Origin of the sequence: Caulobacter sp. (genome assembly GCF_017744445.1) — a bacterium.
Lineage (GTDB): Bacteria > Pseudomonadota > Alphaproteobacteria > Caulobacterales > Caulobacteraceae > Caulobacter.
Window position 1 is genome coordinate 387,976 of sequence record NZ_JAGIBH010000001.1, and the last position, 22,474, is coordinate 410,449.

A 22,474-nucleotide genomic window follows, 5' to 3' on the forward strand; every position below is an offset into this window, starting at 1 on the left:
CCCGGCTTTCGCCGGGGAAACGGGGAAGGGTAACTACTTCCGCTGCGCCGCGGTCTTGTCGCGCAGGGCCTTGAATTCGGACCCTGCCTGCCACTGCGGCCACACGCGCGAGTTCGCCAGATCCGCGCCGATCTCATAGACCAGCCCCAGGTCCATGGCCTGGCCCGACAGGTCCCAGCTCGCCGACCATTCATCGGCCGGCTGGTGGTAGCGGTTTTCGGTGTAGTCGGCCTCAGCCTTCTCGCCGGCTTCCTTGCCGCCGTTGATCAGGTCGTTGCCCGAGCCGATCGAGATGGCCGGCACGCCGCGCTTGGCGAACGGGAAGTGGTCCGAGCGGTAGAAGTGGCCGGCCTGCGGCGACGGATCGGGAGTGAAGTAGCGGCCGTGCAGCTTGGCCTTGGCGACCAGCATGTCCTGCAAATCAACCTTGCCGTCGCCCGAGGTGCCGATGTCCTTGGCGGGACCGGCCGCCGACAGGGCGTCGATATTGATGTCGCCGACCGTGGTGGCGATCGGGAACAGCGGGTTGGCGCTGTAGTATTCCGAGCCCAGCAGGCCCTTCTCCTCGGCGGTCACGGCCAGGAACAGGATCGAGCGCTGCGGCGCGGGCTTGCTCTTGAAGGCGCGGGCCAGTTCCAGCAGGGCGGCGATGCCGTCGGCGTTGTCGATGGCGCCGTTATAGATCTTGTCGCCCTTGGCGTCCGGAGCGCCGACGCCCAGGTGGTCCCAGTGGCCGCTGTAGATGAGGGTCTCGTTCGGGAACTTGGTCCCGACGATGCGGCCGGCGACGTTCTTGGAGGTGATCACCTCGTGCTTGACCTTGAAGTCGGCCGAGAAGGTCACGCCGGGCAGTTCCACGGCCTTGAAGTCGCGGCTCTGGGCCTGCTTCTTCAGGGCGTCGAAGTCGAGACCCGCCTGCTTGAAGAGGTCGACGGCGACGTCGCGCTGGATCCAGGCCTCGATGGCCGGGTGCGACTTGGCCGGCTCCTTGCGGACGATGTCGAACATCACATTGGTGTTGGAGTTCTTGACCGTCGCCCAGCCGTACGAGGCCGGGGCGGTTTCGTGGACGATCAGCACACCGGCGGCGCCCAGGCGGGCGGCCTCTTCGTACTTGTAGGTCCAGCGGCCGTAATAGGTCATGGCCTTGCCGCCAAAGTCACCGGAACCGGTCTCGAAGTCCGGGTCGTTGATCAGCACGACCAGGATCTTGCCCTTCACGTCCAGGCCCTTGAAGTCGTCCCAGTTCCGCTCCGGAGCCTTGACGCCATAGCCGGCGAAGACGATTGGGGCGTTCTTCAGCGAGACCGCGTCGACATTGGTCATCGAGGCGCGGATGGCGATCTGGTCGCCCTGGGCCAGGGGCGTGCTCTTGCCGTCCTTGGAGACCGAGGCGGCGACCGGGCCGGCCATCTCGAACTTGGCCAGCGGCACGTTCTGTGTCCAGGCGCGCTTGCCGTCCTTCTGCGGGTCGCCGGCGGGGGAGAGGCCGATGGCCTTCATCTGCTCGACGATGTAGCCGACGGCCTTGGTCTCGCCGGCCGTGCCGGGGCCGCGGCCTTCGAAGTCGTCCGAGGACAGGATCTTGATGTGGGCCGACAGCTTGGCGGGGTCGATCTTGGGCGCTTCAGCGGCGTGAGCCAGCATGGGAACGGCGATCAGGGCGGTAGCGAGCAGAAGGCGTTTCATCCGGAACCCTCTTTGGGGGAAATCTTGGCGCGGACCCTAGAGGGGGTTTGTTCGGAGGGGAAGCGCTTTACCGCTACCCTAAACTCCGTCTCCCCGGCGAAAGCCGGGGCCCAGATCCAGCCTGAGCGGTTTGGGATGATCCGAACACCGCCCGTCCAATATTCAAGCGCTTGTGGGTTCGATCTGGGCCCCGGCTTTCGCCGGGGAGACGGGCTAGACGAGCGTGACCCGGCGGCCGTCCACCGGCCATCGCTCCAGCTTTTCGCCGTCCCAGACATGCAGGGCGTCGTAGAGATTGATCGTCGGGTCGCAGTGGCCCGGCTGCAGCCAGACAAGGTCGCCAACCTTGGGGGCGTCTGAAGGAAAATCACGGGCGGGATCGGCGTCGGCGGCGGCCACGGCCTTGTCGAAGCCCAGCGGGTCGCGGCCGCCGGCCTTCAGCACGTCGATCAGGCCCGGATGGGCGATCATGCCGTGCTCGTCGCCCATCGGTCGCCACAGCGAGCCGGGCGCGGCGCCGGCCACGACGCGGGCTAGCGGGCCGTCCATCGACATGGCCTTGAAGCCGGCGTCGCAGGTCACGTGGCTCTTGTGATTGCCCGACACCACGGTCGCGGCCACGAACAGCGCCGGCTCGAAGCCCCAAGCCTCGCCGTCCGGCGCGCCGCAGGCGTCGTACTCGACGTCCATCACCGCGTAGGAGCCTGCCTGGAGTTCCGTATAGACGCCGGAGGCCAGGTCGTAGGCGTGAGTGCCGGTGCCGCCGCCGGTGACGACGGGCGGCGGCAAGCCGGCGGCGGTCAGCTGGGCCACGACCTCTTTCAGCGTGGCGTGAGCGGCTTCGTCGGCGCTCTGGCGCAGGGCCAGGTCGTCCATGTGCTGTAGGTGGCCGAGATACGCCTGGATGCCGGCGAAGCGTAGGCCCGGCGAGGCGTCGGCGGCGCGGGCCAGCCGCAGGGCGTCTTTCGTATAGGCGCCGGCGCGGTGGGTGCCGAGGTCCAGGTCGACGACCAGGTCCAGCATGGTCCCGGCTGCAACGGCCGCGTCCGACAGCCGGTCGATCTGGCCCTCGTCATCGGCGACCACGCCGACCGTCGCGCCGGTGCGGGCCAGGGCGGCCAGGCGCGCCGCGCCCCAGGGCGGGACGGGGGCGGTGACCAGGACGTCCTTGATCCCGCCGGCCACGAAGGCCTCGGCTTCGCCGACGGTCTGGCAGCACAGGCCGACCGCGCCGCCTTCGACGATCAGGCGGGCGAGGGTGGAGCATTTGTGGGTCTTGCCGTGAGCGCGCAGGCGCATGCCGGCGGTGTCGCAGAGCGCTTGCATGCGGGCGAGGTTGCGGGTGAGGGCCCCGCGGTCGACGACCAGGAGCGGGGTCTGGGGGAGGTGTGCTGCGGGCGGTAGGTTCATGTCAAAATTCCCCATCTCCTATGCTCGTCATCCCGGCCGCAGCGTAGCGGAGAGCCGGGACCCAGGGGCCACTACGATGCGGCTGCCCCTGGGTCCCGGGTCGGCTACGCCGCCCGGGATGACGATTGGTCTAGATCTGGCCGTTCAGAACCTGCGCGAACAACCCCGGATCCACATTCCCGCCCGACAGCACGATCGCCGCGGCCTTGCCCTTCAGATCCACCTTGCCGGTCAAAGCGGCGGTAAGCGCCACGCACCCACCCGGCTCGACCACCAGCTTCAGCACCGAGAACGCATACCGCATCGCCTCGGCGACCTCGGCGTCGGTCACCGCCGCGATGCCCGACAGGTTGCGCTGATTGATCGGCCAGGTCAGGTCGCCCGGGATCGGGGTCAGCAGGGCGTCGCAGATCGAGCGGGCGTCCTTGTCGATGGTCTCGCGCTGGCCGCTCTCCAGCGAGCGGCGGGTCTCGTCGAAGCCGGCGGGTTCGGCGCCCCAGACTTCGGTGGCGGGCGAAAGGCCCTTCACCGCCGTCGACGTCCCGGCGATCAGCCCGCCGCCGCCGACGGGCGAGAGCACGCGGTCCAGCCTCACGCCCAACGCCCGCGCCTGCTCGACGATCTCGAGCCCCAGCGTGCCCTGGCCGGCGATGATGTGCGGGTCGTCGTACGACGGGACCACCGTGCAGCCGCGCTCGGCGGCGATCTGGTCGGCGATGGCGACGCGGTCCTCGGTGAAGCGGTCGTAGAAGCGGATCTCGGCCCCGAAACCCTTGGTCGCCTCGACCTTCACCGTCGGCGCGTCGGTCGGCATGACGATCAGGGCCGGGATCTCCAGGATCTGGGCCGCCAGTGCCACGCCCTGGGCGTGATTGCCCGACGAGAAGGCCACGACGCCGCGCGCCCTCTCCGCGTCCGAGAGCTGGCTGAGGCGGTTATAGGCCCCCCGGAACTTGAAGGCCCCCGCGCGCTGCATCGTCTCGGGCTTGAGGAACACCCGCCCGCCCAGGCGCGTGTTCAGCGCGGGGCTCTCGATCAGCGGCGTTTCGACCGCCAGGCCCTTCAGGCGGGCGGCGGCGGCTTGGATGTCGGCGAGGGAAACGGTCATGCCCCCAGCTTTAGGGGTTGCGGCCGCGCTTTTGAAGACACGGGGGCGGAAGCGTTCAAAACTCGCCGCCTGAAACACTTTGCGACAATCCCCGTTCGCTCCATATAGGGAACGGGCTGATTTTTCAGGACGACTCGATGAAGACCGCCATGTTCGCCATCACGGCCGCCGCCGTGCTGGCCGTCGCCGCGCCCGCTTGCGCCGGCGAAGTTTTCGTCGGCGTCTACAAGCACGACGTCACCTTCATCGGCAACGCCGTCGGCCTGGGCGCCGCGGGCCGTGAAGGCGGGGCGGACATCCATCTGGGCTATCGCACCAACCGCCTCGAAAACCTGCGCTGGCTGGGCAAGCCGCAGGTGCACACCATGGTGTCGATCAACACCAACAACACCTCCAACTTCGTGGCCGCGGGCTTCGACTGGAAGATCGAGCTGGGCCAGCCCGGCGGCTTCTATTTCCGCCCCGGCATGGGCCTGGCCTATACCGACGGCAAGGCCGGCCTGCCGCCCGCCAACGCCCCGAACCTGACGCCCGAAGAGCGCGCGCGCCGCACCTATCTCTACTATCACCGCATCGATTTCGGCTCGGAGGTGCTGTTCGAGCCCGAGCTGGCCCTGGGCTACCAGGTCAGCGACAAGGTGTCGGTGGAACTGAGCTACACCCACCTGTCGAACGGCCAGATCTTCCACCAGGGGAAGAACCAGGGGCTTGACGACGCGGGGGTCCGGCTGGTTTACGCCTTCTGACTTCGCGCCGGGTCGGATGACCTGCGGCGCGGCGACGCCTAAAACTGATCGAACGTCCTGGGTCGAGTCCTGTCGAAGGACCCTGTGACGTCACCCGGCAGGCGACAAGGCATATCTAATCATGGCCAATGTGACCGTTGTCGGCGCCCAGTGGGGCGACGAGGGCAAGGGCAAGATCGTCGACTGGCTCAGCAACCGAGCCGATGTCGTCGTGCGCTTCCAGGGCGGGCACAATGCCGGCCATACGCTGGTGGTGGACGGCAAGGTCTACAAGCTGGCCCTGCTGCCCTCGGGCGTGGTGCAGGGCAAGCTGTCGGTGATCGGCAACGGCGTCGTCGTCGACCCGTGGCACCTGCTGGGCGAGATCGACAAGATCGCCGACCAGGGCGTCAACATCACCCCCGAGCTGCTGATCCTGGCCGACAACGCCTGCCTGATCCTGCCGCTGCACCGCGACCTGGACCAGGCGCGCGAAGCCGCCTCGACCCAGAAGATCGGCACCACCGGCCGCGGCATCGGCCCGGCCTATGAAGACAAGGTCGGCCGCCGCGCCATCCGCGTCGCCGACCTGGCCGATCCGGAGGCCCTGAAGCCCAAGATCGAGCGCCTGCTCAGCCACCACGGCGCCCTGCGTCGCGGCCTGAACCTGCCGGAGGCGAGCGCGCAGGAGCTGTTCGACGCCCTGATGGAGCTGGCCCCGCGCATCCTGCCCTACGCCCAGCCGGCGTGGCGCGTGCTGGACCAGGCCAACAAGGCCGGCCGCCGCATCCTGTTCGAAGGCGCGCAAGGTTCGCTGCTGGACGTTGACCACGGCACCTATCCGTTCGTGACCTCGTCCAACACCGCCGCTGGCCAGGCCTCGGCCGGCTCGGGCATGGGCCCGTCGGCGACCGGCTTCGTGCTGGGCATCGTCAAGGCCTACACCACCCGCGTGGGTGAAGGCCCGTTCCCGGCCGAGCTGTTCGACGACGTGGGCAAGCACCTGTCGACCGTCGGCCGCGAGGTCGGCGTCAACACCGGCCGCGCTCGCCGCTGCGGCTGGTTCGACTCGGTGCTGGTGCGCCAGTCGGTGGCCATCAACGGCATCCACGGCGTGGCCCTGACCAAGCTGGACGTGCTGGACGGCCTCAAGACCCTGAAGATCTGCGTCGGCTACAAGATCGGCGACAAGGTCGTCGACTACTTGCCCGCCGGTCTGCGCGACCAGGCCGCCGCCACCCCGGTGTACGAAGAGATCGAGGGCTGGACGGAAAGCACCGCCGGCGCCCGCTCGTTCAAGGACCTCAACGCCAACGCCATCAAGTATGTGCGCCGCGTCGAGGAGCTGATCGGCGCTCCCGTCGCCCTGCTGTCGACCAGCCCCGAGCGGGACGACACCATTCTGATGCGCGACCCCTTCCAGGGCTGACCGCCCTCACGAGCTTTAGGCGCCGCAACCCGATCCCGGGAAGCGGCGCCTAAAAATGGTGCGACAACCGGTCGCACGGTAAATGCTTGTGAACCTTGTTCGCCGAAGCTCCGCCGCAAGAATCACCGCGAAAGGGCGGCGAGTGGGGCTCCGGAACATCCTCGACGACGGACAGGAAGGCGCGACGCTCGTCATGAGCAAGCGCAGTCGGGTCGCGCGTCTGACCGTCACGACCCTGGTCGGCGGCCTGCTGGCCTTCAACTTCGGTCCCAAGCCGGCTCTGCTCTGGGGCGGGGTGAATATCCTGCTGGAAGGCTGGCTGATCTACCTGCAGCTGACCTTCAAGCCGCGCGCGCATGGGCGGACCAATCTTTTCAAGCGCTTGGCGCCGCCCGCCGCCTTCACGATCGCCTGGTCGACCATGGCCTGCTGGAGCGCGCTGCACGGCCCGATGTCGATGCGCTTCGCCGCCTTGATCATCCTGTTCGGCCTGATCGTTGAGGGGCTGAAATACGCCACGGTCAGCTGGTCGGCGATGCTGACCATCCTGCCGGGGCCGATCGTCGCCCTGGTCATGGTGCCGATCATGGCGCCGAAATTCGGGATCTGGGAAAAGGCGGTGGCGTTGGCCGCCCTGGCCGGCCTGATGGGCTACGCCTTCGACGCCGTGCGGGTGATGCGCAGCTCCGCCAAGGCTCTGGAGAGGGCCGAGGCCGAGGCCCAGGAAGCCAACCGCGCCAAGTCGGCCTTCCTGGCGATGATGAGCCACGAGCTGCGTACGCCGATGAACGGCATTCTGGGTCTGGCCTACGCCCTGCGCGGGGCCAAGCTGGACCAGCGCCAGGCCGAATATCTGGAGATGATCGAGCAGTCGGGCCACGGCCTGATGACCATCCTCAACGACATTCTCGACCTGTCCAAGATCGAGGCCGGCAAGCTGGAGCTAGAAGCCCTGCCGTTCGACATCCGCAAGCTGGCCGCCCAGATCCGCCTGGTCTGGAGCGAGACCGCGCGGCTGAAGGGCGTCGATCTGATGCTCGACATCGACCCAGCGACCCCCGAATGGCTGTCGGGCGACGCCGCCCGGGTGCGCCAGGTGCTGATGAACCTGGTCTCCAACGCCCTGAAGTTCACCGAGACCGGCCGCGTGACCGTGCGCATCGCGCCGACGCAAGCCGGCGTCCTGCTGGCCGTGACCGACACCGGCGTCGGCATGAGCCAGGAGCAGTGCGCTCGGCTTTTCACGCCGTTCGTGCAGGGCGATCGCACCATCGCGCGCCGGTTCGGCGGCACCGGCCTGGGCCTGGCGATCTGCCGCCAGCTGGTCGACATGATGGACGGCGAGATCGGCGTCGAGAGCACGCTGGGCCAAGGCTCGACCTTCACCGCCCGCCTGCCGCTGGCCGCCTCGCAACGCCTGGACGCCGCCGACGGCGCCGACGAGGCGCTGGATCTGGCCAGCGCGCGGGTGCTGGTGGTCGACGACAACAGCATCAACCAGACCGTCGCCCGCGCCATCCTGGAAGCGGCCGGCGCCGCCGTGGCCACGGCCGATGACGGCCACACGGCCCTGGCGCGCCTGCGCGTCGAGGACTTCGACGTCGTGCTGATGGACGTCCACATGCCCTGCATGGACGGCAGCGAGGCCGTGCGCCGCATCCGCGCCGGCGAGGCCGGCCGCGTCGACGTGCCGGTAGTGGCCCTGACCGCCGACGCCATGGCCGGCGACGCCGAACGCCTGCTGAGCGAAGGCTTCGACGCCGCGCATCCCAAGCCGATCCAGCCGGCGGGACTGTTGATGACGGTGGCGGCGCTGCGGTCGGCGGCGCCGGTGCTTCAGACGGTACAAGCTGTCGCGGGATAGCTCGAGCTCATAGAAAAGGCGGCGGGCTTAAACGCCCACCGCCTTCTTGAGCAGTTCGTTGACCCTGCTCTGCCATCCCGGTCCTTGTTCGCGAAGCTTATCAAGGACCTCTTGATCCAGTCGAAGCGTGACTTGCTTCTTCGGGGTGTCGAGTTTTGGACGACCTCGCTTCGTCAGCGTCCCATCTGCGGGGCGCAGAACGAGGTCGCCCTCTTTTAATTCGGCCCGATCAAGTTGATCATCGGTCCAAACGGGCCCGTCATCGGGATCGTGCCAGACGGCGGGCGTATCGCTTTCTTTCTTGCTCATCGCACTCTCTCATTGAGATGATGCGTCGCGCTGGGTCTCGCGGTGTCCAGACCAGCATGATCATCTTCCTACCAAGGCGGCCGATGGTCACGTAGCGGATTTCACCGTAATCTTGCCTGTCATCCGTGTGCTGTAACGTCTTTCCGGCAAAGATCTTGGCTGCATCGGCAAAATCTAAACCGCGATTTTCCAGCGTATCGGAACGCTTATTCTCATCCCACTCTAATTGCATTGTTGATCCCCGGGGTTTGCATCGGTCTTCTGTTACTTCTGGTCATGGTCGTTACCTTCGATCTGGGGCATTGCCCCGTCTCCTCAGCCGAGGCTGAGGGCTCTCCCGGTTTGGAAGAGCATCATTAATGTAGCTACGGAAAATGATGCTGTCAATAAATTCTGTAACGCCAAAAATTCGAGGCGCAGAAGGTGCCAGGCAAGTCGTTCACCGGGCCGCGGCCAAGCTCTGAACCTTGGCCTGGCGACGCCGCGTTTGGTGTCCATGGCCCCTGACCTCCCGATCCAGACGATGCGCCTGGCGCACGGCGGCGACCTGGCGTTCCGGACCGCCGGTGATGTGAGCCAGCGGCCGGCGGTGGTGCTGATCCACGGCGTGCCCAACGCCTCGGGCTATTTCCGAGGGCTGATGGAACCGCTGTTGGAGGTCGCCTTCGTCGTGGCCCCTGACCTGCCGGGCAGCGGCGCCTCTGATCCGCTGGACCAGCCGACCTTCAAGGCGTTCGCCGACTGTATCGAGGAACTGCTCGACCGCTTGGGCGTAGGCGAGCGCTATCTGTACGTCCACGACTTCGGCGCGCCGGTCGCCCTGGACCTGGCCATGCGTGCGCCAGAGCTCGTCAGCGGCCTGATCGTCCAGAACGGCAATGCCCACCGCTCGGGCATGGGACCGAACTGGGCCGACGTCATCGAATTCTGGTCCGCGCCGGACGCCCGCAACACCGCCGCCGCGACCGCCCATCTCACGGCAGAGGGCACACGCGGCCAGTACGCCGACAACGTGCCGGAGGACCTGGTCGCGCGCCTGGATCCCGCGCGTTGGGAAGAGGATTGGCGGGTCATGAACCTGCCGGGCCGCATGGAGACGCAGAAGGCGATGATCGCCGACTACGGAAACCACGTCGCCCGCTTCGGCGAGATCGCGGCCTATCTCAAACAACACCAGCCGCCCGGCCTGATCCTCTGGGGCCGCCACGACCCCTATTTCGAGACGGCCGAGGTGCTGTCGTGGCTGGAGGACCTGCCGCGTGCGCAGGCCCACGTGCTGGACGCCGGCCACCTGCTGCTGGAAACCCACGCTGAGCCGGCCGCGCGGCTGATCGTGGATTTCGTGCGGTCCGCCTGACCCTCCCCACTTCCGGTTGCGGACCTTCCGCCGAACGCGGTTCGGTTAGCGTTTGTTAGCCACCTTCCCCTATGACGGCTTGTCTACACAGGGGGTTTCGTGTCCGCACTCGCGCGCCGTCGCAAGCTGAAGCCGGTCCACAAGGCCGACCGGATGATGCGCAGCCTGCGCGCCCTGGAGCGCACGGCCTCGACCAGCCGCGTCCTGAACCTGCTGGCCGTCGAGGCCGAGAGCGGCAAGCGGCCGGAATATAGCCAGGCGCCGCTGTTCCGGAACCGGACTCTGAACACCGCCATCGTGCTCAAGCACCGCCTGCGCAACGACGACATGTACCTGTTCGACGAGGCGCGGCCGACGGCGACCAAGATCATCATCCCCTTCGACCGCGGCGACCTGGGCCTGGGCGGCCAGTCGGTGTTCGTGGGGCAGCGGGGCTGGACCGACCTGGTGGTCGAGGCCTGCAACGCCTCGGGCGACATGAGCCGCGACCTGGCGACCCTGCGGCTGATCGACATGCTGCCGTCGCTGGATCCGTTCCTGCTGCGCGAGCACCTGCGGCGCAACGGCGTGCTGGTGGCCAACTGCTACTTCGCCCTGTCGCTGGCCGACTACGAGAACATGCAGGGCTTCGTGACGATGGAGATCGCGCGGCTGATCGAGCTGGCCTATCGCGGGTCGGGCGGCGTCGGCCGCGCCCATGCCGCGCGCCTGGTTGAGGCCCTGCTGTCGACCGATGTCGACGAGCGTCTGGAGCCCCTGCGCGACACCCTGGTCATGCAGGGTGAGAGCTTCAAGGAAGGCGTCTTCAGCTGGAAGGGCTTCCTCTATTACAAGTGGATGCTGACCAAGCTGTGGCCGCAGCTGACCACGGTGGGCCAGGAGATCGGCCGACTGCTGATCACCGGCAACAAGGACGCCGAGACCGCCAAGTTCATCGACGACAGCCGCCGCCGCCTGCAAGGTGGGGTGCTGGTCGAGCGCTCGGCGATCCTGCGGACGCTGAAAGTCTATGACGACGCGTTCGAGGATCTTATCGAGAATGGCCGTCCGACGGCCTTCCGCGACTTCCTGCTGCGCGCGCCCGAGATGTTCCTGTCGCTGGGCGAGCGGGTCGGGGTGATCTCGCACATCTCGAGCTACTGGCGGTACCGCTTCCCGCAGGGCGAGCCGCTGACGGTCGATGTCGAGGAGGCGATCGACATCTTCATGGACTTCGAAGCCGGCCTGTCGGTGCCGCTCAGCCTCTAGGGACCCCCTGACAAACTGACGCGGTTAACCCCCCTGGATCAATAAGCGGATTTTTACATTCTAGGCCTAGTGAAGGGGTCTGGTTTCGAGGAGTCTCGGGTCACGTGTTCGACGGGAACGTCCGCACAATTCAGCGTATCGCCGCCAAGGTGCAGCGGGTGATGGTCGTCGACCCCAACCCCGCGACCGCGCGCCTGCTGGCCGAACAGCTGCGCCCGCTGGGCGGCGTGCAGATCTTCGCCGCGCCGTCGGCGGAGAAGGGCTACGCCATGGCCCGCGCCACCGACCCGCAGCTGATCTTTGTCGAGCACGCCCAGAACGGCGTCGACGGCCTGGCCTTCACCCGCAAGATCCGCCGCAGCGACCTGCTGTGCCGCGAGGCCCCGGTGATCATGTGCACGGCCGAAGCCACCGCCGAAGCGATCTTCGGCGCCCGCGACGCCGGCGTGCACGAGTTCATGCGCAAGCCCTTCAACCTGAAGGACCTGGAGCGCCGCCTGGAGGCGGTGACCCTGAAGCCGCGCGACTGGATCGAGGCCGTGGCCTATGTCGGTCCCGACCGCCGCCGCTTCAACTCGGCCGACTACAAGGGTCCGCGCAAGCGCAAGGCCGACGCGGCCGGCACGCCCGCCGCGCGCCTGAGCCAGGCCCTGCGCATCGTCAAATCCGCCGCCACCGCCCTGGACACCGATCCAGCCCAGGCCCGCCGCGCCCTGGTCGCCCAGGCCGTCGAGCTCAAGCGCGTGGGCGAGGCGGTCAAGGATCCCCGTCTGGTCCAGGCCGCCGCGGCCCTGGAAACCGTCATGGGCGCCGACCTCTCCGGCAGCGCCGCGCGGGTCGAACTGGTCAAGCGCATCGACGCGCTGATGGGCTTCATGAGCGCCGAGGATACGGGAAGAGCGGCTTAAGGGCGGCGTCTAACGTCATCCATATATTCCGTCATTCCCGCCCTTGTGGCGGGAACCCCTCTGTCCGCCGCAGGTGCGCAGGGCCGTTTGCATCTCACGTGTCAGCTGAACCAGGGGTTCCCGCCACAAGGGCGGGAATGACGGTGTTTAGGGGCGTGTGAGACGGTAAACGCCAAAGAAAAAGGCGGCGCCCTCGCGGACGCCGCCTTCTCCATTTCAAACCCGAAGGTTCCTTAGAACGCCACGCGGGCGGTCAGCTGGAACACCGGGCCGGCCTTTTCGCGCTCCAGCTCGTACTCGTCGAAGTCGCGGGTCTGCTGGCTGGCGATGGTGGTGAACTTGTTGAACGTCTCGCGCTTGTTGGCGTCCAGCAGGTTCGAGCCGGTCAGGCGGATCACCATGTTCTTGCCGATCCGCTTCTCGACGAAGGCTTCCAGGTCGGCGCCGTAGGTGGTCGTGACCTCTTCGCCGACGACGCGGCTATAGGCCTCGCCCTGCTTGCGATAGGTCATGCCGAACGAGGCGGCGAAGGTCGGGATGTCCTGGATGAAGCCGACATTGAACACCGACTCGGCCTGGCTGTTGAAGCGGCGCTTGCCGAACTCGTCGCTGACCTCAGAGTCGAGATACGAGTAGTTCAGGAACACGCCGGTGTTGTCCATGCCGATGAAGGACAGCGGGGTCGAGAGGTCGAACTCGATGCCGTACACCTTGCCGTCGCCGGTGTTGCGGGCCGAGAAGACCCAGGCGATGTCGCTGGGCGGATCATCGGCCGAGCCGCGGACGCCGGTGTTGTAGATCTCGAGCAGGTCCTTGATCTCGCGGTAGAAGACGTTGACGCCGAAGACGCCGTCACGACCCATGCGGCGCTCGTAGCCGGCGTCCAGACCCCAGGCCTTTTCCGGCTCCAGGTCCGGGTTGCCGACGAAGTCGTTGGCGCCCAGTTCTTCTTCCAGGAGCACCGGCGACAGGTGCTGGAAGCTGGGGCGGCGCAGCGTGCGGGCGACCGAAGCGTAGATCTGGTCGGCGGCGGTCAGGTTGTAGCGGACCGAGGCCGACGGCAGCAGGACCTCGTACTTCTTCTTGGTCTCTTCACGCAGGACGAAGTCGGTCACGTCGACGTCCGTGGTCTCGTAACGCAGGCCAGCTTCCCACTTGAAGCCGTTCGAGCGGCCCGACAGCATCACGTATGGGTCGATGCGGGTCTGCTCCAGGCGCGCCTTGCCGACGACCTCGAAGGGCTTGTAGGCGGGCGGCGTGGCGGCCGGCAGGTTGTAGCGGTTGCGCGGCACTTCGCTGTTGCGGTTGTCGCGGCGCTTGCCTTCGTACTGGACGCCGAACTCCAGGTCGGTGCTCGGCGACAGCTCGCGCTTGTGCTCCAGCTTGGCCGAGACTTCGTCATCGGTGATGCGGGTCTTGGCGCGGTCGCCGGTGAAGCGGTCGCCGTCCGGGAACGGGGTCGAGTCGCGCAGATATTCGGTCTCGTACTCGAACTCGTACTCGTCGTTCTTGAACGCCGCGTAGCCCAGCTTCACGGTCGTCGTGCCGCCGGCCATCGGGAACTTGTACTTGCTGTTCAGCGAGTAGCTGTCCTGCTGGATGTCGACGTCGTTGTTGTTGATCGTCGACAGGTTGGCGTTGGTGTTGTTGCCGGTGTTGTACTCGATCGAGTCTTCGTCCTGGTAGCGGTCGGTGTGGACGTAGAAGCCGTTCACCGACAGCTGGCCGGCGCCGACCGGCACGTCGTAGGCGATGTTGAACGAGCTGTCGGTGCCGTTGCGCTTGTCGGTCTGGACTTCGTTGTTGTTCAGGGCCGCGCCCGGCTCGTCATAGCGCAGGCTGAGCTTTTCCTTCGGGTTGCGACGGCCTTGGACGTTGGCGCCGACCAGCAGGCGGCCCGGGCCGACCTGGCCGCCCCACACGCCGCCGAAGGCGCCGCGGATGCGCTTGTCGTCGAACATCAGGGCGCCGGCGCGGACATAGCCGCCGTCCAGGGCCAGGGCGTCACGCAGGACGATGTTCAGAGCGCCGGCGACGGCGTCGCCGCTGCGGTTGGCCGAAGCGCCGCGCGAGATCTCGATATGGTCGATCAGTTCGGCCGGGATGCGGTCGACGAAGAACGACTGGTCGGCGCCGTTGCCGAACGCGCCCGACGACGAGCCCGAGCCCGGGACCTTCTCGCCGTTGATCAGGATCTGGGTGTAGGCCGGGTCCAGGCCGCGCAGGCGCACGCCGTCCGATTCCAGCACGTCCGACAGGAACGAGACGCTGGGGACGCGCTTGAGGGCGTCGCCGACGGTCAGCGGCTCGAAGCGCTGGAAGTAGTCCAGGCCGTAGTCGAGGACCGGCGCGGTCGACTCGCTGCGGTTGCGGTAGGCGATCTTGGCCTGGACGACGACCGCCGAAGCCAGGGTCGGCTCGTCCGCCGTGGCCATCGGCGCGTCTTCCGGAGCGGCCGTGGCGGCCGAGGCGATGACCAGCGGCGCGAGCGCCGCCAGCGCGAAGAGCATGGTCTTCCGCATGAAATATCCCCTTTGTCTGCGCGCTCTTGTTTGAGCAGGCGCGCGTTCGCGTATGCGGGGCAGGGGATAGATTTCACGGTCCAGGTGGACCAGTGATGTTTGCTTGACGGTTTTGTTGCAGTTTTTTGAAACGGCTCCACCATAGGCGCTTAAGTAAAGCGCCTATTACTGGATTCCCGGAGCGTCGATCGTCAGGCTTTGCTGATACGATATAACTATTACTTCGTGCTCAAATGCGGCTAAAGCGTGGCCTTAAGCCGTTCGTCAGCGCTGTCCTGCGGGCCTTTGCAGCCAATGCCGCAGCGCGCCGTTGACCGCGCCGGGCGCCTCCATGGGCGTCATGTGGCCCGTCTTTGGAATGACGACCAGGTGCGAGCAGCCGATCGCCTTGGCCATCTCGTGGTGGCCGGGGGCGGGCGTGATCTGGTCGTTTTCCCCGACGATGATGACCAAAGGGACACGCAGGGCCCGCAGCGCGGCCTCGCCGTCCTCGCGCTCCAGGCTGTTCTGGCGCAGGAACACGTCGCGGCCGAGTCGCTGGGTCATGTCGACGATGCGGCCGGTCAGGTCATGATCGTCCAGGCGCGAGGCGTCGACATAGGTCTTCATGATCGCCTGGCCGATGCCGATGAAGGTCTGGCCCTTGGCCGCGGCCTTGTTCAGCGCCCTGCGCTGCGCGGCGCGCTCGGGCGTGTCGACGCGGATCGAGGTGTCCAGCAGGGCCAGCCGCTCGATGCGTTCCGGGGCGATCCGGGCGATCTCCTGGGCCACGTAGCCGCCCATCGAGAAGCCGGCCAGGGCGAAGGTCGGCTCGGCCTTGGCCAGCACGCTGTCGGCCATTTCGCGCAGGGTGGCGTAGGGGGCCAGGTCCGGGACCCAGATCCGGGCGACGTCGGAGAGGCCGCTGATCTGGTCGCGCCACAGCTCGGCGTCGTTGAGCAGGCCAGGGAGCAGGATCAGCTGGGGCAGGGGCGCGGTCATTCTGGCCTTATAGACTCAGAACGGTTCGTCCGTCGTCAGCGCGGCGGCGATGGCCAGTTCGTGATCCGCCAACGGCAGCAGGTCCGATGCCCGCTGGGTGAACTCCAGGCCGTGGGCGTCGACATAGGCGCGATCGACCTCGCCGCCGGGCTTGGGATCGATGATCTTCTCGCCGTCCCAGAACACCGCATGGCCCGTGCCGGGAATGTTGGGCGACAGCACGCCGACGATGCCGGGGCTGCCCCACAGCATGTAGATGCTGCTGACCAGCATGAAGCCCCAGCCGTGGGCCACGCTGCGCAGGATCGAGTGGCTCATCGGGCCCTGGACCGGGAAGGCGGGGTCATGGGCCAGGGCGGCGGCGACGACCTCCTCGTAGGAGCGGCCGGTCAGCATCGCCAGGACGCAGATCATGCAGTCATCGGGCGAGCGTTGGTAGACGGCCGGCTGGCCGGTGTGGGCGCAGGTGATGGTCATGGCCGACGCTTGTAAGGCGCCTCGGCGGCAACGAAAAAGGGGCGCTCCGAAGAGCGCCCCTTTCCGTCTCACTCGTGTGAGCGGTGTGCCTTACGCATCCACCATGTTCTTGGCGATGGCCGCCTCGCGCATGGTCTTCTGCAGCTTCTCGAACGCCCGGACCTCGATCTGGCGGACGCGCTCACGGCTGACGCCGTACTGGGCGGCCAGTTCTTCCAGGGTGGTCGGGTCGTCCTTCAGGCGGCGCTCGGTCAGGATGTGACGCTCGCGGTCGGTCAGTTCGACCATCGCTTCTTCCAGAAGCGACATCCGCAGCGACTTTTCCTCGTTCTCGGCGACGACGGTCTCTTGCGACACCTGATCGTCGTCGGCCAGCCAGTCCTGCCACTCGCTTTCGCCGTCGGCGCGCAGCGGCGCGTTCAGCGAGGCGTCGGGGCCCGACAGGCGGCGGTTCATCGAGATGACCTCGCTGTCCAGCACGCCCAGCTTGGTGGCGATCTGCGAGACCTGGTCAGGGCGCAGGTCGCCTTCCTGGAAGGCGGCGATCTGGCTCTTGGCCTTGCGCAGGTTGAAGAACAGCTTCTTCTGCGCGGCGGTCGTGCCCATCTTCACCAGCGACCACGAGCGCAGGATGTATTCCTGGATCGAGGCGCGGATCCACCACATGGCGTAGGTCGCCAGACGGAAGCCCTTCTCGGGTTCGAACTTCTTGACGGCCTGCATCAGGCCGACATTGCCTTCCGAGATCACTTCGCCGATCGGCAGGCCGTAGCCGCGATAGCCCATGGCGATCTTGGCTACGAGACGCAGGTGCGACGTCACCATCTTGTGGGCGGCTTGCGGGTCCTGGTGCTCTTTCCAGCGCTGGGCCAGCATGAACTCTTCGTCCTTGCTGAGCATCGGAAACTTGCGGATCTCGGTGAGGTATCGCGACAGGCCGCCGTCCGGCGACATCACCGATAGAGAATTCACGGCCATAGTTCTTATATCCCCTTGCGGTGCGCGGATCCGCTCGCCGTTCGCGCGCGATCATCCCCCACACGAGAGGATAGATAGGTCGCGATGTCGCGGTTGGAAGGGCGGTAACGCATTTGTAATGTCCGAGTTCACGGCTTGGGTATTGTACAAATCGGGCGACAGTTTGCTCGCTCGATTTCCGTAGTTCACTGTTGCGGAAATTGAGGGGAGTCGCGCCGCCATGATCCGTTTCGTTCTTCGCATCCTGATCGCCGCCGCCGGCCTGTGGCTGTCGGCCCGGATCATCCCCGGCGTCACCGCCGACGGCTGGGTGACCTTGATCATCGCCGGCTTCCTGCTGGGGATTGTCAACGCGGTGGTGCGGCCGATCGTGACGGTTCTGACCTTCCCGCTGACCCTGCTGACCCTGGGCCTGTTCCTGCTGGTGGTGAACGCGGCGATGATCGGGCTGGTGGCCTGGTTCCTGGACGGCCTGGCGGTGCATGGCCTGTGGGCCGGCGTGCAGGCGGCGGTGGTGACGGGTGTCGTCAGCTGGATTGGCCAGGTGCTGCTGGGGGATGCGAAGAGGGAAGAGGCCTGATCCGACTTCCCCATCCCTCATCCCTCATCCCCTCATCCGTTTCCCCGGCGAAAGCCGGGGCCCAGATGAAGAGCGCTGGGGTGGGTTCTACGGATTCTGAGTTTTTCCAATCAGCCCAAACGCCATGAGATCTGGGTCCCGGCTTTCGCCGGGAAAACGGGGTTGGTTGGGCAGGCGCCCCAACGGCACACTGTACGCCTGTCTCAACTGGCGTAACCTCGGTCTCCGGGAGGAAGCCGAGATGAAGATCACCGGCGTCAATCACCTGGCTCTGGTCTGCCGCGACATGGCGGAAACCGTCAGATTCTATTCCGAGGTGCTGCGGATGCCCCTCGTGAAGACCGTGGCCCTGCCGGACGGCGGCCAGCACTTCTTCTTCGACTGCGGCGGCGGCTCTTGCCTGGCCTTCTTCTGGTGGCCCGAGACGCCGCCGGCCGCGCCGGGCATCGCCTCGGTGAAGAGTTTCCCGGCCGACAGCAAGACCGCCGTGGGCTCGATGAACCATGTGGCCTTCACCGTCGACGAGGCCGATCTGGAAGCCTGCCTGGAGCGCCTGCAGGCGGCGGGCGTGCCGGCCTTTCCGATGGTGGTCAATCACGACGACAGCGAGATGGGCGTGGCGCGCAAGCTGCATCCCGGCGTCTTCGTCCGCTCGGTCTATTTCACCGACCCCAACGGCGTCATGATGGAACTGGCCGCCTTCACCCGCGACTTCGGGCCGGAGGATGTGAAGCACGAACCGGCGCGCGCGACGGTGGACGCTTAGGATGCCTCGCCTGCGCGAAGTCCCTCGCGGCGAGGTGACCGACAAGGGCACGCTGAAGCTCTACGACCTACTCTTCGGCGACCGCGATCCCGTCGCCCAGCCGGGCACGGCCACCGGCACGCGCGGCGACTGGTGGACGGTGTTCGCGAACAGTCCCGACGTGCTGCGCCACGCCGCCCAGGGTTTCGCGCTCTATCGCGACCCGGCCCGCAAGATCGATCCGGTGCTGCGCGAGCTGGCCCAGACCCGGGCCGGCTGGACACGCGGCAGCCAGTTCGTGTTCTCCCAGCACTGCAAGTCGTTGCGGGCCTTAAGCGTGCCCGAGGACAAGATCGCCGCCGTGCCGCACTGGCAGATCTCGGAGGTGTTCGACCCGCGCGAGCGGGCGGTGCTGGCCTATGCCGACGGCCTGGTGTTGGACGGCGGCCGCGTCGCCGACGGCGTCTTCGCCAGTCTCAAGGCCTTCCTGACCGACGAGGAGATCCTGGAGCTGACCTACATCACCTGTCTCTACGAGATGCACGCGGTGATGAGCCGGGCCCTGCGCACCGAGTTCGACGACCGCGACGAGCCCATCGTCGAGGTCGCCGCGCCCGAGGACTTCAAGGCCCGAGACTTCATGGATACCGGGCGCTAGGTCCAAGCTTCTCCCGCAAGTGGACAAGCACAGTAAACGGCCTCGCAAACACTGTGACAGGCCCGTGAAGTTTTGGCGAAATAACCCGTCGCAAGCGGAGCCATTAGCGCCCCGTTAGTCAGGAAATGGTCCCTGCCACCCGCAAGTGGAGGCGTACCATGTTCACCCTGCGGGACACCGTTTCTTCCTTGGCGCCGGCGCGCCAGGACGATCTCGGCAAGTCGCTGTATGAGCGGTTCCGTGAGGAGCCCGACACCCTGATCGTACCGGTTCTCGACGCCGAGGACCGGCCGATCGGCATTGTCGAGCGCAACGCCTTCTTCCTGCGCATGGCCGCCGAATACGGCCGCGCGCTGTACGCCAACCGCCCGATCTCGACGCTGATGGACCGCGAGCCGCTGGTCGTCGACGCTAATACCGAGCTGGCCGCCTTCACGACCGACAGCCTGTCGTATCGCGCCTCCGACCTCCTGCGGGGCTTCATCGTCACCGAGGACGGCCGTTATCTGGGCGTCGGCACGGTGCTGGGCCTCTTGCAGGCCGCCAACGAGACCAACCGCCGGGGCGTCGAGGCCCTGGCCGCCGCCAAGGCCGACGTCGAGCGTGCCCAGACTTTCATGACCGCCATCGTCGAGGCCATGCCCGCCATGGTCTTCGTCAAGCGCGCCGACGACCATTCCTACGTCCTGCTGAACCGCGCCGGCGAGAAGACCCTGGGCTTCAAGCGCGACGAGGTGATCGGCAAGACCGACGCCGACATCCACGACGCCGAGCTGGCGGCGATCTATGTCGAGCGCGACCGCGAGGTGCTGGAGTCGGGCGAGGTCCGGGTGGTCGAGGAAGACCACGTGCCGCGCAAGGACGGCGGCATGGCCATCCTGCGCACCAAGAAGATCGCCCTGCACAACGCCGAGGGCCACGCCGAATACCTGCTGGGCGTCTCGGAAGACATCGCCGAGCGCAAGCGGGCCGAGGCCCAGATCGCGCGCCTGGCCCACTACGATCCGCTGACCGAGCTGCCCAACCGCGTGCTGTTCCAGAAGTCGCTGTCCGACGCCCTGGCCCGCCGGGCCCGCAAGGGCGACAAGCTGGCGGTGCACTTCATCGACCTGGACCGCTTCAAGACCGTCAACGACACCCTGGGTCATCCGCTGGGCGACGCGCTGCTGCGCGAGGCCGCCGAGCGCCTGCGCGGCTGCGTGCGCGAGGGCGACACCGTGGCCCGCCTGGGCGGCGACGAGTTCGCCGTGGTCCAGAGCGGCCTGAAGGACATGGCCGGCGCGACCCGCCTGGCCGGCCGCATCGTCGAGGCGATGTCGCAGCCGTTCGACCTGCAAGGCCACCAGGTGGTGATCGGCGCCAGCGTCGGCGTCGCCGCCGCGCCCTCGGACGGCGAAGACGCCGACGAGCTGCTGAAGAAGGCCGACATGGCCCTGTACCGCGCCAAGGCCGATGGCCGCGGCGCCTTCCACTTCTTCGAACGCGCCATGGACGAGCAGCTGCAGGCGCGTCGCGCCCTGGAGCTGGACCTGCGTCGCGCCTTGCAGGCCGGCGAGTTCGAACTGTTCTACCAGCCGCTCTACAACCTCGGCGACGAGCGAGTCACGGGCTGCGAGGCCCTGCTGCGCTGGCGCCACCCCGAGCGGGGCATGGTCTCGCCGGCCGACTTCATCCCGCTGGCCGAGGAGATCGGCCTGATCGTACAGCTGGGCGAGTGGGTGCTGCGCACGGCCTGCGCCGAGGCCGCCAAGTGGCCCTCGCACGTGCGCCTGGCGGTCAATCTGTCGCCGGCCCAGTTCCGCGATCGCGGCCTGGTGCGCACCGTCGTCTCGGCCCTGGCCGCCTCGGGCCTGCCGGCCCAGCGCCTGGAGCTGGAGATCACCGAGTCGGTGCTGCTACAGGACAGCCAGGCCAACATGACCATGCTGCATGACCTGAAAGCCCTGGGCGTGCGCATCTCGATGGACGACTTCGGCACGGGCTACAGCTCGCTGAGCTATCTGCGCAGCTTCCCGTTCGACAAGATCAAGATCGACCAGACCTTCGTCCGCGACATCCTGGAAGACAGCGACGCCATGGCCATCATCAAGGCCGTGCTGGACCTGGGCTCGTCCATGGGCATCGTCACCACGGCCGAGGGCGTCGAGACGCTGGAGCAGCTGAACGCCCTGCGCGGGCAGGGCTGCGCGGAGATCCAGGGGTACTTCATCAGCCGGCCGGCGCCAGCGAGCGAGATCGCGAAGTTGCTGGGGATTACGGCCACCTCGGCCGCCGAAGCCGCTGCTCCTGTTGTCACCTTCTCCCATAGGGAGAAGGAGGGACCCGCGCCGCAGGCGTGGGGGGATGAGGGGTTACAGCGGTTGACGGTTTAACCCCTCACCCTCCCACCGCTTCGCGGCGGGCCCCGCCCTCTCCCTGGGGGAGAGGGTTTTACTTCACCCGCCCCAGCGCCGCCCCCAGCTCCTCGACCATCTCCGGCGTCGTCGCCCACGAGCACATGAAGCGCACCGTGCCGTCCAGGAAGCGATAGACGAACCAGCCCTCGCCGCGCAGGCGCTCGAGCGCGGGTTCGTCCATTTCGACGAAGATCCCATTCGCCTCGACCGGGTGCTTGATCTCGAACGGCATCAGCGCCGCCAGCTTCTGCGCCATCGCATTGGCATGCGCCGCGCGCGCCGCCCACGGCCCCGCGCCGCCATCCTCGCCCAGCAGGCCCAGCCACGGCGCGGCCAGGAAGCGGCCCTTGCTCACCAGCTGGCCGGCGTGCTTCAGGCGCGCGTCCAGGCGGCGGGCGTGGTCGGGATTGAGGAACACCACGGCCTCGGTCGGGGTCGAGCCGGCCTTGGTGCCGCCCATCACCAGGATGTCGACGCCCATCTTGGCCACGCTCTTCAGATCGAAGCCGGCGGCCACGGCATTGGCCAGGCGCGCGCCGTCCAGGTGGACGCCGTAGCCCTTGGCCTTCACCGGCGCGACCAGCGCGCGCAACTCAGCCTCTGAGTACACCGTGCCGTATTCGGTGGCGGTGGTCAGGGACAGAGCGTTGGCGGGCTGGTTGTACGAGACTTCCGGCCGGGCCAGGGCGGCCTCCAGCGCCGGGAGTTCGATCTTGCCCGAGGCGCCAGGCAGGCCGATCAGGCCGCTGCCCTGGCTGAAGAAGCCCGGAGCGCCGGTCTCGTCGGTGCAGATGTGGGCGTGCTCGTGGGCCAGCACCGCCTCGTGCGGCTGGGCCAGCAAGGTCAGCGCGAAGGCGTTGGCGGCCGTGCCCGAGGCGGTGAACCGCACCTCGGCGTCGGCGTCCAGCAACGCGCGGATCCGGTCGGCGGCGGCCTTGCTGACGTGGTCGGTGCCATAGCCCGAGGCCGTGCCGGCATTGGCCGCGACGATGGCCTCCATCACTTCGGGCATGGCCCCGGCGACGTTGTCGGACGCGAAATCGTAGCGGGCCATGGGCGCGAACTCCTGGAAGGAACTGCCGCCGGGCAT

20 protein-coding genes and 2 pseudogenes are annotated in these 22,474 nt (G+C 67.3%); 12 read left to right on the forward strand and 10 right to left on the reverse strand.

The window, feature by feature from the left end; genetic code table 11:
- Positions 1-33: 33 nt before the first annotated feature.
- Both J7528_RS01935 and J7528_RS01940 read right to left on the reverse strand, forming a co-directional pair.
- On the reverse strand, positions 34-1,689 hold the full coding sequence (locus tag J7528_RS01935; protein ID WP_291870781.1) for a M28 family metallopeptidase: 1,656 nt from the start codon (positions 1,687-1,689) through the stop codon (positions 34-36).
- A 213-nt stretch (positions 1,690-1,902) separates the two neighbouring features.
- Entirely contained in the window at positions 1,903-3,099 is a 1,197-nt protein-coding gene (locus J7528_RS01940; protein WP_291870782.1) for an alanine racemase, read from the reverse strand.
- Here J7528_RS01940 and J7528_RS01945 point away from each other — a divergent pair.
- Positions 3,098-3,222 (forward strand): annotated as a pseudogene (locus J7528_RS01945) (hypothetical protein); the annotation flags it as partial. The gene J7528_RS01940 and the pseudogene J7528_RS01945 sit on opposite strands and share 2 nt — an antisense overlap.
- 7 nt (positions 3,223-3,229) lie before the next feature.
- Here the strand turns inward: J7528_RS01945 and J7528_RS01950 are convergent.
- The gene (locus J7528_RS01950) at positions 3,230-4,207 is read right to left on the reverse strand and encodes a threonine/serine dehydratase (RefSeq protein ID WP_291870784.1); all 978 of its coding nucleotides are present in this window, start codon (positions 4,205-4,207) and stop codon (positions 3,230-3,232) included.
- Between the two features lie 137 nt (positions 4,208-4,344).
- Between J7528_RS01950 and J7528_RS01955 the strand changes: the two genes are divergently transcribed.
- From J7528_RS01955 to J7528_RS01965, 3 genes are all read left to right on the forward strand, one after another.
- Positions 4,345-4,953 carry an acyloxyacyl hydrolase gene (locus tag J7528_RS01955; protein ID WP_291870787.1) on the forward strand — a complete coding sequence of 203 codons (609 nt, stop codon included), beginning with the start codon at positions 4,345-4,347 and terminating at the stop codon, positions 4,951-4,953.
- Positions 4,954-5,074: 121 nt separating this feature from the next.
- Positions 5,075-6,361 carry an adenylosuccinate synthase gene (locus J7528_RS01960; protein ID WP_291870788.1) on the forward strand — a complete coding sequence of 429 codons (1,287 nt, stop codon included), beginning with the start codon at positions 5,075-5,077 and terminating at the stop codon, positions 6,359-6,361.
- 193 nt (positions 6,362-6,554) lie between these two features.
- On the forward strand, positions 6,555-8,225 hold the full coding sequence (locus J7528_RS01965) for an ATP-binding protein (RefSeq protein WP_291870790.1): 1,671 nt from the start codon (positions 6,555-6,557) through the stop codon (positions 8,223-8,225).
- Between the two features lie 27 nt (positions 8,226-8,252).
- Here J7528_RS01965 and J7528_RS01970 read toward each other — a convergent pair whose 3' ends face one another.
- On the reverse strand, positions 8,253-8,534 hold the full coding sequence (locus tag J7528_RS01970; RefSeq protein ID WP_291870792.1) for a BrnA antitoxin family protein: 282 nt from the start codon (positions 8,532-8,534) through the stop codon (positions 8,253-8,255).
- Positions 8,485-8,766, reverse strand: coding sequence for a BrnT family toxin (locus tag J7528_RS01975; RefSeq protein ID WP_291870794.1), 282 nt, complete (start codon positions 8,764-8,766; stop codon positions 8,485-8,487). The genes J7528_RS01970 and J7528_RS01975 overlap by 50 nt, the downstream gene beginning before the upstream one ends.
- Before the next feature lie 264 nt (positions 8,767-9,030).
- On the opposite strand from J7528_RS01975, the gene J7528_RS01980 reads away from it, so the two are divergent.
- From J7528_RS01980 to J7528_RS01995, 4 genes and pseudogenes are all read left to right on the forward strand, one after another.
- A complete protein-coding gene (locus tag J7528_RS01980) occupies positions 9,031-9,891 on the forward strand; it encodes an alpha/beta hydrolase (RefSeq protein WP_291870796.1) in 861 nt (286 codons plus the stop codon).
- Positions 9,892-9,990: 99 nt separating this feature from the next.
- Positions 9,991-11,139: a hypothetical protein gene (locus J7528_RS01985; RefSeq protein WP_291870798.1), complete on the forward strand. Its 1,149-nt coding sequence runs from the start codon at positions 9,991-9,993 to the stop codon at positions 11,137-11,139.
- 161 nt (positions 11,140-11,300) lie between these two features.
- Positions 11,301-12,047, forward strand: a complete 747-nt coding sequence (locus tag J7528_RS01990; protein WP_291871307.1) for a response regulator — start codon at positions 11,301-11,303, stop codon at positions 12,045-12,047.
- Positions 12,048-12,072: 25 nt separating this feature from the next.
- Positions 12,073-12,190 (forward strand): annotated as a pseudogene (locus J7528_RS01995) (hypothetical protein); the annotation flags it as partial.
- 90 nt (positions 12,191-12,280) lie between these two features.
- Here the strand turns inward: J7528_RS01995 and J7528_RS02000 are convergent.
- From J7528_RS02000 to rpoH, 4 genes are all read right to left on the reverse strand, one after another.
- On the reverse strand, positions 12,281-14,569 hold the full coding sequence (locus tag J7528_RS02000; protein WP_291870800.1) for a TonB-dependent receptor: 2,289 nt from the start codon (positions 14,567-14,569) through the stop codon (positions 12,281-12,283).
- Between the two features lie 264 nt (positions 14,570-14,833).
- Positions 14,834-15,550, reverse strand: coding sequence for an alpha/beta hydrolase (locus tag J7528_RS02005; RefSeq protein WP_291870802.1), 717 nt, complete (start codon positions 15,548-15,550; stop codon positions 14,834-14,836).
- Between the two features lie 15 nt (positions 15,551-15,565).
- Positions 15,566-16,027: a hypothetical protein gene (locus J7528_RS02010; RefSeq protein WP_291870804.1), complete on the reverse strand. Its 462-nt coding sequence runs from the start codon at positions 16,025-16,027 to the stop codon at positions 15,566-15,568.
- A gap of 90 nt (positions 16,028-16,117) precedes the next feature.
- Positions 16,118-17,014 carry an RNA polymerase sigma factor RpoH gene (gene rpoH, locus J7528_RS02015; RefSeq protein ID WP_291871309.1) on the reverse strand — a complete coding sequence of 299 codons (897 nt, stop codon included), beginning with the start codon at positions 17,012-17,014 and terminating at the stop codon, positions 16,118-16,120.
- Between the two features lie 211 nt (positions 17,015-17,225).
- On the opposite strand from rpoH, the gene J7528_RS02020 reads away from it, so the two are divergent.
- The 4 genes from J7528_RS02020 (at position 17,226) to J7528_RS02035 (ending at position 21,360) form a co-directional block, all read left to right on the forward strand.
- The gene (locus J7528_RS02020; RefSeq protein ID WP_291870806.1) at positions 17,226-17,585 is read left to right on the forward strand and encodes a phage holin family protein; all 360 of its coding nucleotides are present in this window, start codon (positions 17,226-17,228) and stop codon (positions 17,583-17,585) included.
- 241 nt (positions 17,586-17,826) lie between these two features.
- Positions 17,827-18,351: a VOC family protein gene (locus J7528_RS02025; protein WP_291870808.1), complete on the forward strand. Its 525-nt coding sequence runs from the start codon at positions 17,827-17,829 to the stop codon at positions 18,349-18,351.
- Position 18,352: 1 nt separating this feature from the next.
- Entirely contained in the window at positions 18,353-18,988 is a 636-nt protein-coding gene (locus J7528_RS02030; protein WP_291870810.1) for a carboxymuconolactone decarboxylase family protein, read from the forward strand.
- Positions 18,989-19,146: 158 nt separating this feature from the next.
- Positions 19,147-21,360 (forward strand): EAL domain-containing protein, encoded by a 2,214-nt coding sequence (locus J7528_RS02035; RefSeq protein WP_291870811.1) that lies wholly within the window; start codon positions 19,147-19,149, stop codon positions 21,358-21,360.
- A gap of 58 nt (positions 21,361-21,418) precedes the next feature.
- Here the strand turns inward: J7528_RS02035 and J7528_RS02040 are convergent, their stop codons facing one another.
- Positions 21,419-22,474: a low specificity L-threonine aldolase gene (locus J7528_RS02040; RefSeq protein ID WP_291870813.1), complete on the reverse strand. Its 1,056-nt coding sequence runs from the start codon at positions 22,472-22,474 to the stop codon at positions 21,419-21,421.

Coding starts and splice junctions, on each gene's coding strand:
- J7528_RS01935 (WP_291870781.1), bottom strand. CDS start 1,689: ATGAAACGCCTTCTGCTCGCTACCGCCCTGATCGCCGTTCCCATGCTG.
- J7528_RS01940 (WP_291870782.1), bottom strand. CDS start 3,099: ATGAACCTACCGCCCGCAGCACACCTCCCCCAGACCCCGCTCCTGGTC.
- J7528_RS01950 (WP_291870784.1), bottom strand. CDS start 4,207: ATGACCGTTTCCCTCGCCGACATCCAAGCCGCCGCCGCCCGCCTGAAG.
- J7528_RS01955 (WP_291870787.1), top strand. CDS start 4,345: ATGAAGACCGCCATGTTCGCCATCACGGCCGCCGCCGTGCTGGCCGTC.
- J7528_RS01960 (WP_291870788.1), top strand. CDS start 5,075: ATGGCCAATGTGACCGTTGTCGGCGCCCAGTGGGGCGACGAGGGCAAG.
- J7528_RS01965 (WP_291870790.1), top strand. CDS start 6,555: ATGAGCAAGCGCAGTCGGGTCGCGCGTCTGACCGTCACGACCCTGGTC.
- J7528_RS01970 (WP_291870792.1), bottom strand. CDS start 8,534: ATGAGCAAGAAAGAAAGCGATACGCCCGCCGTCTGGCACGATCCCGAT.
- J7528_RS01975 (WP_291870794.1), bottom strand. CDS start 8,766: ATGCAATTAGAGTGGGATGAGAATAAGCGTTCCGATACGCTGGAAAAT.
- J7528_RS01980 (WP_291870796.1), top strand. CDS start 9,031: ATGGCCCCTGACCTCCCGATCCAGACGATGCGCCTGGCGCACGGCGGC.
- J7528_RS01990 (WP_291871307.1), top strand. CDS start 11,301: ATGGTCGTCGACCCCAACCCCGCGACCGCGCGCCTGCTGGCCGAACAG.
- J7528_RS02000 (WP_291870800.1), bottom strand. CDS start 14,569: ATGCGGAAGACCATGCTCTTCGCGCTGGCGGCGCTCGCGCCGCTGGTC.
- J7528_RS02005 (WP_291870802.1), bottom strand. CDS start 15,550: ATGACCGCGCCCCTGCCCCAGCTGATCCTGCTCCCTGGCCTGCTCAAC.
- J7528_RS02010 (WP_291870804.1), bottom strand. CDS start 16,027: ATGACCATCACCTGCGCCCACACCGGCCAGCCGGCCGTCTACCAACGC.
- J7528_RS02020 (WP_291870806.1), top strand. CDS start 17,226: ATGATCCGTTTCGTTCTTCGCATCCTGATCGCCGCCGCCGGCCTGTGG.
- J7528_RS02025 (WP_291870808.1), top strand. CDS start 17,827: ATGAAGATCACCGGCGTCAATCACCTGGCTCTGGTCTGCCGCGACATG.
- J7528_RS02030 (WP_291870810.1), top strand. CDS start 18,353: ATGCCTCGCCTGCGCGAAGTCCCTCGCGGCGAGGTGACCGACAAGGGC.
- J7528_RS02035 (WP_291870811.1), top strand. CDS start 19,147: ATGTTCACCCTGCGGGACACCGTTTCTTCCTTGGCGCCGGCGCGCCAG.
- J7528_RS02040 (WP_291870813.1), bottom strand. CDS start 22,474: ATGCCCGGCGGCAGTTCCTTCCAGGAGTTCGCGCCCATGGCCCGCTAC.